This window comes from Herpetosiphonaceae bacterium, assembly GCA_036374795.1.
Classification (GTDB): domain Bacteria; phylum Chloroflexota; class Chloroflexia; order Chloroflexales; family Kallotenuaceae; genus LB3-1.
Genome location: DASUTC010000303.1, coordinates 35,054 through 48,890, shown reverse-complemented (window position 1 = coordinate 48,890; position 13,837 = coordinate 35,054). Strand labels below are relative to the sequence as shown.

The window sequence follows — 13,837 nt, the reverse complement described above, 5'->3', positions numbered from 1 at the left end:
TTCATCCTCAGAGTACGACCGGGCATGGACAGAGCTGTTTCGGCTTGGTGATACGATCGCGGCGAGTGATACACCTGGATCAGCCACACTGACCGCTGCGGTCGTATCGATGCGCCGGTGAACTGATGTACACGGTTGATGCAAGCGTCTGGGTGAATAGCTTCGACCAGCGAGAAGCCGGACATGAGATTAGCCGCCGCGTGCTTGAATACCTAAGAGATCAAGCCGTGCCGGTTATTGTGCCATTTCTGGTACTTACCGAAGTTGCGGGAGCGGTTAGCCGTAGCCGGAATAATCCAGCACAAGCATTGGCATTTGCAGCAGCGATTAGTAATCTTCCCAACGTCACATTTGTTCCACTCGACGCTACTGTGGCTCAGCAAGCGTCACAGTTAGCTGCTCAGCATGGACTCCGTGGAGCAGATGCCGTCTATGGTGCGGTCGCGCTGCAAGCCAGTTGTACCTTAATCACCCTCGATCATGAGCACTTGACGCGACTGATAGGGATTGTGCCGACTCGTACACCCGCAGATGCTCTTACTGATTTAACGCCATAAGTACCCGACGAATACACGCAATTTCTTAAGCCACTACCAAACGCTGCGAGATTACCGCAGCAGCGCCGCCGTCGCGATGCCCGCCAGCCCCAGGCCAAGCACGCCGCCGAGCACCAGGATCAGCACCAGCCGGGCCGCGATGCGCGTGCGGTTGGGCTGCGTCCCGACGACGCGATCCAGCAGCAGCCACAGCCCCCGCCCGATCAGCGCCGCGCCCGCCAGCAGCAGCAGCCAGCAGACGATCACAACAACGCGCCACAGCCCGGCGCTGAGATCCAGCCCCAGCCCCGCGACGATCGCCGCGCCCAGCCAGAGGTGGGCGGGCAGCCATAGATGCCCGGCGCGCACCAGGCTATCGAAGAGATCGCCGCGTCCCTCCGCGCGCACGCGGCTGAGCTGCCAGCCCAGGATGAGCCAGAGCAGCAGCAGTGCCAGGCCATGAAACACCACGGCAGCGCCCGCTACTCCCAGCGATCCCGACCAGCCGAGCGGCCCTTGATTGCTCCGCAGCAGCGCCAGCGTCTCTGGACGCAGCCAGCCGATCAGCCGGAGCAGGCCCAGCCACACGCCAGCCGCCACGGGATGCAGCGCCGACTCAAGTAGGAGCTGGCTGCTGTAGCTGCTGATCGGCGGTGGGTGCAGGCGCACGGCCTCGGCAATCGGAGCGGGATCGGCGGTGGAAGCCACAGGAGGCTGCGGCGGTGTGATGCCGTACTCCGCCGATAGCCAGCGCAGCCCTTCCTGGGCCTGCTCGTTGTGGGGATTGATCGCGAGCACCTGCTGGAGACAGGCCGCCATGTCTGCGGGCTGCGTGTACGCGCCGCTGAGCCACATCCACGCCTCTTCGCTGCGCGGATCGAGCTGAACCGCCTGGGCCAGTAGCGCCTGCGCCTGCGCCTTATCGCCCGCCAGCAGCGCCTCGCGTCCTTCGGCAATCAGCGTATCGTGCCGCGTGTGATCGATCGTCGAGCTCATCGGCGGGCGGCTAGAGCTTCACGCGGCGCGGATAGACCCGCTGCTTCTCGGCGAAAATGATCGAGCGAATCTGCCCGACCGCCGTGTCGAGCCGATCGGCATGGTTGACCACGACGTAATCGAAGAGGTGGATCTGCTCCATCTCCCACTCGGCCTTTGCCAGGCGCTGCTCGATCTGATTGGGCGTGTCGGTGCGCCGCCACTGGAGGCGCTGGCGCAGATCGCCGATCGTGCTGGGAGCCATAAAGATCGTCACCGCCTCCGGCGCGAGCTTCTTCACCGTCGCCACGCCCTGCACATCGATGCGCAGGATCACATCTCTGCCGCTGCTCAGCGCGTTGCGCACGTCCCACTTGGGAATGCCCTTATAATCGTTATAGACGCGCGCCCACTCCAACAACTCCTGATCGGCGATCATCTGCTCGAAATCAGCCGTCGTGACGAAGTGGTAGTCCACGCCGTTGATCTCGCCCGGTCGCTGCGGACGGTCGGTTGCCGTCACCACGAAATGAAACGGAAAGCCCAGCTCGCGCATGCGCATGAGCGCGCTATCCTTGCCGACGCCGGACGGACCCGATAGGATCACCAGCAGCGGCTCCGGCGGTTGTCCAAAGATGATCGGATTGATTTCGGTGTGTTGTCGGTTCATACATTCCTTGCAGTTGGCGTTCTGCCTCAGGCTTGCGTACAATGCATCGTACGCTCTTTATGATCCCTGAAGTGCAGCCCACTTCAGGGGTGTGGCCTGAACTATGAATTATGATGCCCTGACCGTCAAGGCCGTTGCCGATGAGCTGCGCAGCACGATCGTCGGCGGGCGAATCCAGCGTGTGGTGCTGCCGACGCCCCTGAGCATTGGCCTGGAAGTGTACCATGCCGGGCAGCGCTACCAGCTTCTGGCCTCGGCCAATCCCACCAGCGCCCGCGCGCATCTGCTGTCGGCCAGGCCCACGCGCGGCATCGAGCGCGAGACGCCGCTGCTGCTGCTGCTGCGCAAATATGTGCGCAACGGCTTTATCGCCGCCGTCGAGCAGCCCGATCTTGAGCGCATCCTGGTCTTGAGTATAATCAAACATCCATCGCCACGCAAGGACGAGCGCGACGAGGACGCGATTGGCGACGAGGACGATGATGTCGACGACGAGCAGCGCTGCGAGCTGATTCTGGAGATCATGGGCCAGCGCTCGAATATTATTCTGGTCGACGACGATAATCTGATCCTCGACGCGGTGAAGCGCATTCCATCCGAGGGCACGCGCCGCACGATCATGCCGCGCGAGGTCTATATCGCGCCGCCGCGTCCGCATCGCCGTGATCCGCGCACGATCACGGCGGCAGGCGTGGCCGCGCTGCTCGACGGCACTGAGACTGATCTCGGCAAGGCGCTTACCGCCGCGTATGGCGGCGTGTCGCCGCAGCAGGCCCGTGAGGCGATCATGCGCGCGACCGGCCAGCCAGGCGTCGCGCTCGATCCGACGCTGCCCTTCGCCGCCATCGCCGATGCCCTGCGCGCGCTCTGGACCGAGTCGTTTCAGCCCTCGCTGGCCTACCAGGGCGCGCGTCCGATCGCCTTTGCGCCCTACCGCATGACGCAGTTCGAGGACGTGCGAGCTGTCGCCAGCATCAGCGCCGCGCTGGATACGTTCTACGCCGAGGCCGAGCAGATCACTGCTCATGCCCAGCGCCGCGACGCGCTCGTCCAGCGGCTGCTCGACGTGCGCGAGCGCCAGCAGCGCCAGCGCGACGCGCTTGGTCGTGAGCTGGAGCGGGCCAATGCCCTGGAGCGGCTGCGCTGGGAGGGCGAGATGATCTTCGGCTATCTGCATACCGTGGAGCCGGGCCAGACCGAGCTGCGCGTCGAAGGGCGGGCGATCAAGCTCGATCCTGGTAAGACGCCGGTCGAGAATGCGCAGGCGCGCTTCCGCGAGTACGATAAGGCCAAGGGCGCGCTCGCCGGAGTGCCCGAACGTCTGGGCGCGACCGATGCGCAGCTTGCCTATCTCGACGAGACGCTGACGCTGCTGAAGCTCGCCGATAGCTACGAGGCTATCGCCGGGATCGAGCGCGAGGTGTACGAGCAGGGCGTGTTGAAGCCGCCCTCCGGCAAGGCCCAGGCGCGCGGGCCGCGCTCCAGGCCGCTCCGGCTGCGCTCCAGCGACGGCCTGACGATCTATGTCGGGCGCTCGGCGGGGCAGAACGAGGAGGTCACGTTCCGGCTGGCGCGGCCCGACGATCGCTGGTTCCATGTGCGCGAGATACCGGGCGCGCATGTGATCGTGCAGGCGGAGGACGAGCCGCCCGCCCGGACGATCGAGGAGGCGGCGGGCCTGGCCGCGTACTTCTCGGCAGCCCGCGAGTCGACCTCGGTCGAGGTGGTGATGACGCAGCGCCGCCACGTGCGCAAGGTCGCCGGTGGTCCGCCCGGCCTCGTCAGCTACCGCAACGAGCAGACGGTGCGCGCCGCGCCGCTGGCTCCGGCGGCGCTGCAAGCGGCGCAAAACGAACCGCCCGATCAAATCTGATCGGGCGGCGCGCAAAACAATTGCGAAGAAAACAACTAGCAGCTTGCTCCTGGTACCTCGAATGGGCTGCCTGGGCCGACGAGACTCAGGTACCAGCCGGTACAGAGTGTCTGGCCGAGTGTGGTCATGATCCCGATCACGACGATCGCGATCAGCATAATAATAAGCGCATATTCAACAAGACCTTGCGCCGCGACCCGCCGCTTTGCTGCGAAGCTGGCCTCTCCCAGTCGAACGAAGCGTAGGACGAACCAGGCCAACATGGTGCTCACCTCCTTTCTGCGATGGTGTGTAGGATGAGGAAGGTTGTCTTATTGTACCAAAGCGACCAATAGGAATTATGTCCCAATCTCTACTAGGCCCCCTTACGAGGAATGGGTAGCACCCTAAAAATTTGATGATATACTGAACGTCGATGGAATTTGCATGGGATCCAAACAAAGCGGCATCGAATCTCGCTAAGCAGAAGGTGTCGTTCCACGAAGCGGCAACCGTGTTTCGTGACCCGCTCTCGATTACGTTTGATGATCCCGATCATTCCGAGGACGAAGATCGCTTTATTATTATCGGGACATCCGCAGGCGGTCGTCTGCTCATGGTTGCGCATACCGATCGTGGCAGCCGTACGCGGATCATTAGTGCGTGAGGCAACCCGGAGTGAGCGAGGATTCTATGAAGAACGAACCTGAGAACGACCTGAACGATGAACTCCGCCCTGAGTACGATTTATCAACGCTTAAGGGTGGTGTCCGTGGGAAGTATGCTGAACGGTATCGGGCAGGGACGAATGTTGTGGTGCTTGCGCCAGATGTCGCAGCGGCCTTTCCGAATGAAGAAGCTGTTAACGAGGCGCTACGATTGCTCATGAATATCGCCAAGACAACGCTTGGCAAAGCTGCCTAAATTTCGTGTCGCAACCGCCTCAACCATCGGCTGCTATCGAGTCTGCTGCGCGCCCGCGCCGTAGCCGGTCAGCTCCACGTAGCCGTAGCCGTCGATCGGCTGGCCGCCGCGCGTGCCCTGGACTCGCACCGCGCCCTCCCAGTAGGTCAGGCCCACGCGCAGCTCCTGATCGGGAATTAGAGGCGTCACCTCGGCGTCGAGGCCGACCTTGGGGATCTGCAAGCGCCAGCGGGCCGGATACTCCACGCCGGTATGCGGGCTGCGCCAGGTAGCCAGCGGCGTCCACCGCACATCGCCCTGCTGAAGCGGAGTGACCGTGCTGTCGGCGTCGGTCAGCGAGCCGTCGATGCTCTCCGCCGTGCCGTCGGTGCGGCGAAGCTGGCCCCACATCAGATCGCTGCCGTCGCTCACCTGCATGCCGAGCCAGTCCCAGCCGACCTGATCCGCGCCCAGCGCGCTGGTGCCCCACTCGTGATCCATCCAGCTCAAGCCCTCCACGCTGGCCGTCTTGCCTCCGAACGCGATCGTCCCGGTCGTCTGCATGCGCGTGAGCGAGTAGTAGTACGAGGCATTGCCGACCTCGGCGCTCTTCTGCGATAGCCCCTGGTTGCCCTGCAACGTCGCGGGCTTCAGCGATCGGAGATTGAGATCGATGCTCACCTGCTCGGTCGCCGCCCGCAGCCGCGCAGTGTCACCGCTGCCCTCAGCCGACCAGTTCTTGACGAAGACGCGGTAGGGCCGGGCCTGCGCGCCAGCAAGATCGATCGATCCGCCCCGCGCAAGCTGCGCATCGGCGGCGAAGCGCCTGCCCGCCGCATCTGTCACCGCGAAGTGCGCCAGATACACCTCGCTCGTGGCCCACTGCGACTCGCGCTGCGGCGTGTCGGGCGTAAGGCCGCTGCGGAAAAAGGTAAGCTGGTAGCCCCAGCGCTCGCCGCTTGCGCCCTGGAGGTTGCCGGTGTAATACCACCACTCGGTTTGGTACTCGCGGTGCGGGCCGTGATCGTTGGGGAAGACCAGCGGGCGGACCTCGGTGACGCGCTTGAAGTTGCCGAGCGCAGGCCCGTTGACCGCCCGCGCCACGGCCCAATCGGCCTGCGCCGCCGCCGGAGTCGTCAGCCGCGCGCCGATCAAGCGCCAGCCGAGCGCAAGCAGGCTCACGATCGTTATGCTCCCCACGAGCAGCATCCACGTTTTACGATGCATAACAGCCTTTGATTCAATCGTTTAGTCCTTGTGTTCATCGTAGCACAATCCGGCTCCGCGATCCGGCGGTCGAGCAGCATGTTGTGATGATCCGCACACATTGCCGTTGACGATCGGGAATCGTGAAAAAGCATTGCGGAACGTCTCGCGGTCGTTTATCATACACACGACCAAGCGCGGCAAGCTGTACTCCTCTGCCGCTGCAATTCCCGCAACAGACAGGTTTCAAGGAGGAAGTATGTCTCGATTCCCTCGCCCGAACCGGATCTTGGTGTCGCTGCTGGCGCTGCTCGTGCTGCTGGCGGGCATGAGCGCGCCCGCCGCCGACGCGCAGCAGAGCCGACGGACGCTCGTTCCGATCGGCAGTGGATACAGCGCCGTCACGCTCCAGCGCTTTGCCCGGGCCGCCGCCCAGCGCGATACGACCGGCAACGTCTATCTGCTGGTGCTGCCGATCACCTTTGCGACCGATGCCTATGTGATTTCGAGCAAGGAGCGCAAAGAAAATCTTGATCTCGCCAATACCCGCCGGGGCCAGGTCGAGGCGGCCTGTAACGCGGTTAAGCGGCCTGAGCAGAGCTGCCGCGTCGTGCTGGCTCCGATTCTGGTCCGCGACGATGCGTATCTGCAAAGCAACCTGGATCTCTTCACCGCCGATCTCGACGGCATGTACATCCTGGGCGGCGATCAGACCGTGGCGATGCGCGTCGTGGCGGATACGCCCACCGAGCAGCGTATGGCCGCAGCCTACTACGCGGGCGCTGCCGTAGGCGGCAACAGCGCGGGCGCTGCCGTCGAGTCGCTCAATATGATCGGGGGCTACACCGGCAACAACGGGCCAGAAAACGGGCTGCAACAGGGCAGCGTCGATCTGTGGCTGTCGGAGGGCGTCAGCGATCAGACGCGCGGCCTGATCTTTGGCCTGTCCAACGCGCTGCTCGATCAGCACGTCATGCAGCGTGGCCGGATCGGGCGGCTGATCAACGCCACGTGGACGACCTCGCTGCTGGGGATTGGCGTGGATGCCGAAACGGGCGCAGCGATCGAGAACGAGACGCGGCTGACCGATGTGACGGGCCGCTCGGCGGCGATTGTAGTCGATGCCAAGACCTACGGCGCGGCTGGCCGCTTTGCCGGCCCGACCAACAGCCTCTCGATTCGCAACGTCGCGACGCATCTGCTGCCTAGCGGCGGCTACGGCTACGATCTCAAGCTGCTGCGTCCGATGGTCGATGGTCGTCCGCAGCCCGCGCCGGACATTGCCGGACGCAGCTTCGGCGGGCTACAGCTTCCGGTGGGTGCCGGTGCGCTGCTGCTCGGCGGCGACATCAGCGGCGACAAAGCGGGCTTGGTCGCGGATCGCTTCGTGGAGCGCAGCGGCGGTGCTGGCGCGCGGCTGGTCGTGATCGCCACGGGCTACGCCAAGAACAGCGACGCGCAGGCCGATGCGAAAGCTTATGCCGCCGCCTTCCAGACCAAGGTGGCCGCGCCGGTCCAGTGGTTCGTCCTCGACTCGCACGCCGATCAGGCGGCGATCCAGAGCGCGATCGGCGGAGCGACCGGCGTGTTCCTGACCGCGCCCGATCAGTCCCAGGTGCTGGCGGCGCTCGACTCTGCCGCGTCGGTCGTCGATGTGCTGCGCAGCGCATGGCAGGGCGGCACGACGCTGCTGGCCGATAACGCGGCGGCTGCGGCGCTCGGCCAACTGATGACCGCCGACGCCACGCCGACTTCCAGCGGCCTGGAAGAAGCGTCGATCATCGACTTCCGGCCTGATGGCGTGACGGTGCGCTCCGGCCTGGGCTTTGTGGATGGCCTGGCGGTCGAGCCGCGCATGCTGCCTGATCGTCACTGGGGCCGTCTCTACAACCTGCTGTACCGCGATCGGGCATTGCTTGGACTGGGCATCGATGTCGGCACCGCCGTCGAGATCACCCAGAGCGGCGCGACCGTCCACGGCACCAGCGCGGTGGTCGCGCTGGATGGACGCTACGCCAGCTTCGCGGTCGGCGCGAACGGGGCGCTGGGCGCGCGCTACGTCCTGCTCGACTCGTTCGTCGCGGGCGAGAGCGTGATGCCGTAGGTCGGAGTGAAGACCAATGACCAAGCCACCGATGTTAGCTGCATCGGTGGCTTCTTGATAGTGGTATGACGCTGTGAGGGGTGGGCTACAGCGCGCTCAAGAAATCGAGCACGATCTGATTGAATTGATCAGGCTGCTCCATGTTGGGCACGTGCGCGGTGTCGCGCATCACCACGCGGCGCGCGCCCGTGATGCGCCGCTCCAATAGCTCGGCTGTCTCGACCACATACGGCTGGTCCTGATCGCCGACGATCACCAGCGTAGGCACCCGAATCTCGTCCAGCCGCTCGATCGCGGGCCGCTCCGGCTGCTGCTCGCTGCCCAGCTTCAGGCTATCGTTCTTGAGCGCGATCAGGTTCATCTCGCGGACAAGATCGCGCACCTGCGGCGTGACCTGATCGGGCGTGCGCTGCGGGCCGTCCACCCAGATCTGCACCTCAAGCTCCGCTGTCCGCTCCAGCTCGCCCTGCTCGAAGCTCGAAACGACTTCCTCCCACTGCCTGGGCGGCTCTCCCGCAGCCGGATTGCCGCTCAGCCCGGCTCCTACCAGAATCAATCCCTGGGCCATCTCAGGATGCTCCAGCGTGAGGTCGACGATCGTCGCGCCGCCACGCGAGCAGCCCATCAGGTACGCGCACTCGATGCCCAGGCAGCGCAGCAGCCCATACAGATCGTCGCGGTGGGAGTACGGGCCGTCCACCATCGCCGACTTGCCGAAGCCGCGCATATCGTAGCGCACGACGGTGTAGCGCTCGGCGAAGATGGGCCACTGGTCGTTCCACATGCGGTGATCGGCGATCCCGGCGTGGACCATCACCAGCGCCGCGCCGCTGCCTGCAACCTCATAGTAGAGCCGCGCGCCGTGGACATCCGCAAATCCGCTGCTTGGTCGGTTGGTTCCGTTCATGATTGCGCTCCTTCCTGCGCGCGCAGGAGTCGGCTGATTGAACCCGTGATATGCGCGGGCGACATGCGATCCTCACGTCGTCTCATCCGCGCCGAGAAACGTCTCCAGCACATCCTCGACCGTCCCGATCAGCTCAGGACGCTGCTGAAGCATCGTGACGATCCGCTGGATCGGCTCCGGCATGGCTGCCAGGCTCGTGCTGCTCGCGTCCTCCGAGGCTGCGCCGAGATCCAGCGTGTTGAGCGAGTATTCGAGGTAGTGGAACATCCGCAGCAGCGCCGGAGCGGAGATCGTGCGCGAGCCGCGCTCGTAGCGCGAGATCATCGTCCGATCGACCTGAAGCAGCGCGGCCAGATCGTCCTGCGTGACGCCGCGCGCGAGCCGGGCATTACGAATCGCCGCGCCGATCCGCGCGTTCAGCTCTTGATCGATCGTCATAGCAGCGTTTCTTGCAGCGGCGGCACCGCGTCGGGATCGTCGGGCAGGAGCTCGGCGGCTTTGGCACGAATCCAGCTCAGCGCGGCCTCGTACTTGCCCGCCGGCAGCAGCGCATACTTGGGCGTGCCCAGGTCGATGCAGAACTGCGCGAAGAGCTTGCCGAAGATCTCCTGCCCGGTGCGGCGCTTGTGGCGGCTGGCGATGCGGGTGATCGCTCGCTTGATCACCTCTTGCTGCGGCCCCGTGATGGTGGTGTGGCTGGCAAGCTGCTGCTGGAGCTCGTCCATCACGCCCTCGATCGTGCCGATACGCTCCTCATGCGCCTGAAGCTGCTCCTCCGTGCGCTGCTGAGCGCTCAGCAGCGCCTCGCGTGCCAGCCGCACCTCGACCAGCGCTTCGGCGAGGCGCTGGGCCAGCGCGGCCTGCGTGGTATCGACCGATGGCGCTGGCGCGGGCCGTAGCTCGTTGCCGTAGAGTGCCGCCAGCAGATCGACCAGCTCGATCTGGTAGCGCACCAGCTTAGGCCGCACCGCCTCGCTGACCTGGCTGGGCACGATCGTCGCCAGCCAGAACGGGATGAAGCGGTGCAGCAGCGCGACGACGGAGCGCACCCGCCCGCCCTGCGGCACTCGTACCAGGCGCACGCCCTGCGCCAGAACCTCATGCTCGCGCAGCTTGGCGCTCTGGCTGTCAAGGTCTAGCCCTAGCGCCTGGCAGATCGCGCGCACGGGCACCGCGATGCCATCGTCCACGAACACCGCCAACAGCTCATCGCCGTCGAACTCGACTTGCTTGTATCGAGTCAGGCCGCTTGGCGGCGATCCTGACTTCTGCTCGCTCATGGTCTGCTCCTACAACCGCGTTTCGAGTTCAAAGTTGCGAGTTCAAAGTTTCAAGTTCAACGTTGGTTCTTCCCCTTTGTTCCTTTGTGCTCTGTGCTCTGTGCTTTGTGCTCTCGTCCCCGGCCTGACGGCACACTCGTGCAAGTACCCTAGCACGGCTGTATGCGCTTTGTCAAACACCGGTATGCCGGAGAGTCACGTTCAGCCGGTTGTTGAGCAGGTTGTAGGTGCCTGAGCGGCACAAAGGGCGGGGATTTGGACCTTTGAGAAGTGGAATTGGCTCAAACCTACAAGATACGTGCCTCTAAGACACGTATCTTGCTGAAAAGGCCAAGTTGGTCGTGCCTGAGGGGCACGTATCCGGTCGATCAGAGGCCCGCGTGTAAGACGACCTCCGATGAGGCGCTATCCCAGCACATGCGCGATCTCGGCTGTGGTTGCCTGGCTGAACCCCATCATGAGCGCCTGATGTACGTCGGCCTCAAAGAAGAACAGCCGATTCTCCGGCTCGACGCGGTAGTATTGCTGCGGGGGAAACAGCTTGCCGGTCGTTACATCGCCGCAGAACCGATCCGGTCCCTGGCGCGTTCCAGTGATCGTATCGATAATCCAGCGGAACTCAAAGGCCTGTAATACAAGGTCGCCCTGTGCCCAGATGCCTTTACCGTTTTCACGGGCAGATCTCACGGCGTCTTGCACCAGCTTCAGGTCGGCGCGCTTGGGGATGTTCGGATAGATCAGCAGGCTGGTAGCATGACCGTCCTGCATCATCTGGAGGTTGAAGGTCGGACGCTGCGCTGGCGGTATCTGTGCTCGCTCGGCTTTGGTATAGTTGGCGTTGACGTAGGCCAGCAAGCGCCCGTTGTGGTCGAAGATTTGCTCGGCGACCATGACAAAAAGCTTACGCGGTGGACGCGGCTTTCCGTTCTGGCTCATGCCACGATCCAACCGCTCGCGAACGATCTTGAGATAGTGGCTGTGGGCAGCTTTGCCCGCATGAATATGCCTTGTCGATGCCTGACTCATGAGCCGTGGCGCGAGATGCTGCTTCAGGCCATCATCCAGATTCGCGCCGTGTGTTGCGAGAAAGTTCGCAAATGGCTCGTCGTACTTGCCGGGATGCTCCTCGTCGGCACCGCCAAAATGAAGCTCCGGGGCGTCGATCCCAAGCATACGCACAGGCAGCTGAATCGTCGGCGTGTCTCCATCCGTGGCGGAAACCCACCCTGCCCGATCGCAAAGGGCGAGGTGTTCCGGCTCGTGTTGCAGGACAAACGTTGGCATGAGTCACCTCCTGAGGATCGCGGGATGCACCACAGGCGCAACGGGGCTATGATGGGTGGCTGATGGTGCAGCGCTGACGGGAACTGTAGCGTGAGTATAGTCGCCCAGGAGCCACGGGTGGAGAGAGGAGGGCTACCCGTGGTGAAGATTTCGTAACCGATCGAAGACCAGGCTGCTCAATCCGCGTTAGGATTGGGCAGCCTGGCGCTGTGAGCGCAGCCGAATTAATGCGCAGGCTCGGCTACTCGCGGATGTTATCCAGCTCAGCGATGCGCTGAAGCTCCATGACCTGATCCTGCCAGTGGCGCTCTAGCTGCTTCTGCTGCTCGCCGCGCGGCCCGCGCGTGGCATCGCGCATCTGCTCAAACGGAAACTTCGGCCTTCGGTCGGCGTAGAGCAGCCCGTTCGCCTCCTGATAGGTGTCGGCGAACTGCGTGTAACAGAAGCCCGCCAGCATCCGCGCGGCGCGCACGCCTTCGAGCAGCGCAGTGTACTGCCGTCCCAGATCCTCGCCGTCGTCGCTGCGGGTATAGCCCCAGGTGGTCGACGTATCGGCAGAGAGCGCAATGCCGCCGAACTCGGTCAGCATGATTGGCTGGCCGGTGTGGGGATGTCCTTCGAGCGTCAGCAGACGGCCTGCGGGACGCTCGCGGGTAAACAGCCGCCCGACGACCTCGTCGGAGCGGTAGCGCAGCGCAAGCTGATCGGGCTGCTGATCGTAGTCGTGGATGCCGATGATGTCGGTCGCAACGCTCTCCCAGCCGTCGTTGCCGATCACCGGACGAGTCGGATCGAGCGTCTTGGTCAGGTGATAGAGCGTCTGGACATAATGGCGCTGCTCAAGAATGTCCGGCAGATCGGGAATGCCCCAGGACTCGTTGAACGGCACCCAGGCGACGATACACGGATGGCTGTAATCACGCTCGATCGCGTCGGTCCACTCGCGGATCAGGCGCTCGACGGAGCGCCGCGTGAAGCGGTAGGCGCTGGGCATCTCTTCCCAGACCAGCAGGCCGAGCGTATCGGCCCAGTACAGGTAGCGTGGATCTTCGATCTTCTGATGCTTGCGCACGCCGTTGAAGCCCATCGCCTTTGCCAGCAGCACATCGCGCCGGAGCGCGTCATCGTTGGGCGCGGTCAGGCCGGTTGCGGGCCAGTAGCCCTGGTCGAGCACCATCCGCAGCGTGAACGGGCGTCCATTCAGCAAAAATCGATCGCCCTGCACCTCGATCTGCCGCAGCGCCGTGTAGCTGAAAACCTCGTCGATCAATTGTCCGCGACCGGCCCAGAGCTGGAGATGCGCCTGGATCAGCGTCGGCTGCTGCGGGCTCCACAGCAGCTCGTTGCGGTAATCGTCGATGCCGGGATCGGAGAGCGCGATCCGCCGGAAGACGTCCCCATCGATCACGCGATAGGTATCGTCGGCCAGCAGCTTGCCGTTAGCCTCAAGCGTCACATGCAGCCGCAGATGCTCGCTTGGCTCGCCGTCGATATGCGCCTCAAGCCCCAGCTCCCAGTGAGCCAGATTTGGCGTCCAGCGCAGGCCGCCGATCGAGATTCTGGGCACCTGCTCAAGCCAGACCGTCTGCCAGATGCCGGTGGTGCGCGGATACCAGATCGCGTGCGGGTGCAAATGCCAGTCCTGCTTGCCGCGCGGCTTTGCCAGATCCTGGGGATCGTCCTCGGCGCGCACGACCAGCGTCTGCGACCTGTTCGTCACCAGATAGTCGGTGATGTCGATCTTGAAGGGCGTATAGCCGCCCTCATGCCGCGCGATCATCCTGCCGTTGAGCCAGACGGTCGCCGCATAGTCGACCGCCCCGAAGTGCAGGATCAGCCGATTGGTGTCGAGCTCCGGCGCGTCGAAGCTGCGGCGATACCAGCAGGCGCGATAAAATCCGGTATCGCCGATGCCGCTAGCCTCGGCTTCGGGCGAGAACGGCACGGCGATCGAAGCGTTCCACGCGACCTGATCGGGCCGCACCCAGGCGGCGGCGGGGTCGAGGGCAAAATCCCACGTGCCGTTGAGCGATGTCCAGTTTTTGCGTTCAAGCTGTGGACGCGGATAAGCATGAGCGTGATTCACTATATTCATTCCTTTGGCTTCGAGCGTTGAGTTT

14 protein-coding genes are annotated in these 13,837 nt (G+C 64.0%); 5 read left to right on the top strand and 9 right to left on the bottom strand.

Going from position 1 to position 13,837, the window contains the following annotated elements; all coding sequences use genetic code 11:
- Nucleotides 1-125 precede the first annotated feature (125 nt).
- Entirely contained in the window at nt 126-557 is a 432-nt protein-coding gene (locus VFZ66_23650; protein HEX6292204.1) for a PIN domain-containing protein, read from the top strand.
- A 51-nt stretch (nt 558-608) separates the two neighbouring features.
- Here the strand turns inward: VFZ66_23650 and VFZ66_23645 are convergent, their stop codons facing one another.
- Nucleotides 609-1,532: a hypothetical protein gene (locus VFZ66_23645; GenBank protein HEX6292203.1), complete on the bottom strand. Its 924-nt coding sequence runs from the start codon at nt 1,530-1,532 to the stop codon at nt 609-611.
- A gap of 10 nt (nt 1,533-1,542) precedes the next feature.
- On the bottom strand, nt 1,543-2,181 hold the full coding sequence (locus VFZ66_23640) for a guanylate kinase (protein ID HEX6292202.1): 639 nt from the start codon (nt 2,179-2,181) through the stop codon (nt 1,543-1,545).
- Between the two features lie 103 nt (nt 2,182-2,284).
- Between VFZ66_23640 and VFZ66_23635 the strand changes: the two genes are divergently transcribed.
- Nucleotides 2,285-4,054 (top strand): NFACT RNA binding domain-containing protein, encoded by a 1,770-nt coding sequence (locus VFZ66_23635; protein HEX6292201.1) that lies wholly within the window; start codon nt 2,285-2,287, stop codon nt 4,052-4,054.
- Between the two features lie 35 nt (nt 4,055-4,089).
- On the opposite strand, the gene VFZ66_23630 is transcribed toward VFZ66_23635, so the two are convergent.
- Complete coding sequence (locus tag VFZ66_23630; protein ID HEX6292200.1) at nt 4,090-4,317, bottom strand: Flp family type IVb pilin; 228 nt, start codon at nt 4,315-4,317, stop codon at nt 4,090-4,092.
- Between the two features lie 152 nt (nt 4,318-4,469).
- On the opposite strand from VFZ66_23630, the gene VFZ66_23625 reads away from it, so the two are divergent.
- Both VFZ66_23625 and VFZ66_23620 read left to right on the top strand, forming a co-directional pair.
- A complete protein-coding gene (locus VFZ66_23625) occupies nt 4,470-4,700 on the top strand; it encodes a BrnT family toxin (GenBank protein HEX6292199.1) in 231 nt (76 codons plus the stop codon).
- Nucleotides 4,701-4,726: 26 nt separating this feature from the next.
- Nucleotides 4,727-4,957, top strand: coding sequence for a hypothetical protein (locus VFZ66_23620; protein ID HEX6292198.1), 231 nt, complete (start codon nt 4,727-4,729; stop codon nt 4,955-4,957).
- Between the two features lie 33 nt (nt 4,958-4,990).
- Here the strand turns inward: VFZ66_23620 and VFZ66_23615 are convergent, their stop codons facing one another.
- The gene (locus VFZ66_23615) at nt 4,991-6,163 is read right to left on the bottom strand and encodes a lipocalin-like domain-containing protein (protein ID HEX6292197.1); all 1,173 of its coding nucleotides are present in this window, start codon (nt 6,161-6,163) and stop codon (nt 4,991-4,993) included.
- Between the two features lie 238 nt (nt 6,164-6,401).
- Between VFZ66_23615 and VFZ66_23610 the strand changes: the two genes are divergently transcribed.
- Nucleotides 6,402-8,246 (top strand): hypothetical protein, encoded by a 1,845-nt coding sequence (locus VFZ66_23610; GenBank protein ID HEX6292196.1) that lies wholly within the window; start codon nt 6,402-6,404, stop codon nt 8,244-8,246.
- A gap of 85 nt (nt 8,247-8,331) precedes the next feature.
- On the opposite strand, the gene VFZ66_23605 is transcribed toward VFZ66_23610, so the two are convergent.
- From VFZ66_23605 to VFZ66_23585, 5 genes are all read right to left on the bottom strand, one after another.
- Complete coding sequence (locus VFZ66_23605; protein HEX6292195.1) at nt 8,332-9,153, bottom strand: alpha/beta hydrolase; 822 nt, start codon at nt 9,151-9,153, stop codon at nt 8,332-8,334.
- Nucleotides 9,154-9,225: 72 nt separating this feature from the next.
- Nucleotides 9,226-9,591 (bottom strand): helix-turn-helix transcriptional regulator, encoded by a 366-nt coding sequence (locus tag VFZ66_23600; protein HEX6292194.1) that lies wholly within the window; start codon nt 9,589-9,591, stop codon nt 9,226-9,228.
- Complete coding sequence (locus VFZ66_23595) at nt 9,588-10,433, bottom strand: phage antirepressor N-terminal domain-containing protein (protein ID HEX6292193.1); 846 nt, start codon at nt 10,431-10,433, stop codon at nt 9,588-9,590. Before VFZ66_23595 ends, VFZ66_23600 begins: the two co-directional genes overlap by 4 nt.
- A gap of 405 nt (nt 10,434-10,838) precedes the next feature.
- Nucleotides 10,839-11,717: a thermonuclease family protein gene (locus VFZ66_23590; GenBank protein ID HEX6292192.1), complete on the bottom strand. Its 879-nt coding sequence runs from the start codon at nt 11,715-11,717 to the stop codon at nt 10,839-10,841.
- Nucleotides 11,718-11,958: 241 nt separating this feature from the next.
- Nucleotides 11,959-13,803 (bottom strand): glycoside hydrolase family 2 TIM barrel-domain containing protein, encoded by a 1,845-nt coding sequence (locus VFZ66_23585; GenBank protein HEX6292191.1) that lies wholly within the window; start codon nt 13,801-13,803, stop codon nt 11,959-11,961.
- Nucleotides 13,804-13,837 lie beyond the last annotated feature (34 nt).

Bases quoted from the DNA above. Each gene is read 5' to 3' on its own strand.
- VFZ66_23645 (HEX6292203.1), bottom strand. From the start codon at position 1,532: ATGAGCTCGACGATCGATCACACGCGGCACGATACGCTGATTGCCGAA.
- VFZ66_23620 (HEX6292198.1), top strand. From the start codon at position 4,727: ATGAAGAACGAACCTGAGAACGACCTGAACGATGAACTCCGCCCTGAG.
- VFZ66_23615 (HEX6292197.1), bottom strand. From the start codon at position 6,163: ATGCATCGTAAAACGTGGATGCTGCTCGTGGGGAGCATAACGATCGTG.
- VFZ66_23640 (HEX6292202.1), bottom strand. From the start codon at position 2,181: ATGAACCGACAACACACCGAAATCAATCCGATCATCTTTGGACAACCG.
- VFZ66_23625 (HEX6292199.1), top strand. From the start codon at position 4,470: ATGGAATTTGCATGGGATCCAAACAAAGCGGCATCGAATCTCGCTAAG.
- VFZ66_23600 (HEX6292194.1), bottom strand. From the start codon at position 9,591: ATGACGATCGATCAAGAGCTGAACGCGCGGATCGGCGCGGCGATTCGT.
- VFZ66_23630 (HEX6292200.1), bottom strand. From the start codon at position 4,317: ATGTTGGCCTGGTTCGTCCTACGCTTCGTTCGACTGGGAGAGGCCAGC.
- VFZ66_23610 (HEX6292196.1), top strand. From the start codon at position 6,402: ATGTCTCGATTCCCTCGCCCGAACCGGATCTTGGTGTCGCTGCTGGCG.
- VFZ66_23595 (HEX6292193.1), bottom strand. From the start codon at position 10,433: ATGAGCGAGCAGAAGTCAGGATCGCCGCCAAGCGGCCTGACTCGATAC.
- VFZ66_23635 (HEX6292201.1), top strand. From the start codon at position 2,285: ATGAATTATGATGCCCTGACCGTCAAGGCCGTTGCCGATGAGCTGCGC.
- VFZ66_23590 (HEX6292192.1), bottom strand. From the start codon at position 11,717: ATGCCAACGTTTGTCCTGCAACACGAGCCGGAACACCTCGCCCTTTGC.
- VFZ66_23650 (HEX6292204.1), top strand. From the start codon at position 126: ATGTACACGGTTGATGCAAGCGTCTGGGTGAATAGCTTCGACCAGCGA.
- VFZ66_23605 (HEX6292195.1), bottom strand. From the start codon at position 9,153: ATGAACGGAACCAACCGACCAAGCAGCGGATTTGCGGATGTCCACGGC.